Raw genomic sequence first — 889 nt, 5'->3', positions numbered from 1 at the left:
CTCTGATAGTAGTTCATCACCATCAGCTTGCATTGCAGCGATCAAACCTTCAATCACCCGGTCGGCTTCAACGCGTTGTTCAGCTAACGCACGAGCTTGCATGTCTTCTTTGGCGTGAGTCATCGAATCACGCAGCATGTTCGCAACTTCGTTATCGCTTAAACCGTAAGAAGGTTTCACTTGAATTTCGGACTGAACACCAGTGCTCTTTTCCATTGCAGTCACAGATAGTAAACCGTCAGCATCAACTTGGTACGTCACTCGGATGTGCGCAGCACCTGCCGCCATAGGAGGAATACCTTTTAGTGAGAAACGCGCAAGTGAACGACAATCATCCACCATCTCGCGCTCACCTTGCACAACGTGCACGCTCATCGCCGTTTGACCATCTTTGAAGGTGGTAAACTCTTGCGCGCGAGCAACAGGAATCGTGGTGTTGCGCGGAATGATTTTCTCAACCAACCCACCCATGGTTTCAATACCCAATGATAATGGAATCACGTCAAGCAGCAGCATTTCAGAGTCAGGCTTGTTACCAGCAAGAATATCTGCTTGGATGCCTGCACCAATAGCCACCACTTCATCAGGATTGATGCTAGTGAGTGGTGTGCGGCCAAAGAATTCGCCTACCATTTCACGGACAAGCAAGGTACGAGTTGAGCCACCAACCATCACCACTTCAAGTACTTCCTCCGCTTCTACGTCAGCATCTTTCAGTGCACGACGACAAGACATCAGAGTTTTCTTCACGAGTGGGCGAATCAGATCTTCGAACTGCTCGCGTGTTACAGTGCCTTTCCAGCCAAACACGTCAACTTCTACGCTGTCTTGCTCAGAGAAAGCAATTTTGGTCGCCGTTGCAATGTTCAGTAATGCACGGTTTTTCTCA

Annotated in this window: 1 protein-coding gene; it reads right to left on the bottom strand. The window is 48.9% G+C overall.

The features are described from left to right. Positions 1 to 889 (bottom strand): Hsp70 family protein (locus R7P74_RS25400; RefSeq protein ID WP_318123412.1); only part of this gene is annotated, 889 nt, incomplete at both ends.

This window comes from Vibrio sp. 2033 (assembly GCF_033339735.1).
The sequence above is the reverse complement of the archived record's forward strand: the minus strand, read 5'-3'. Positions and strand labels throughout refer to the sequence as shown.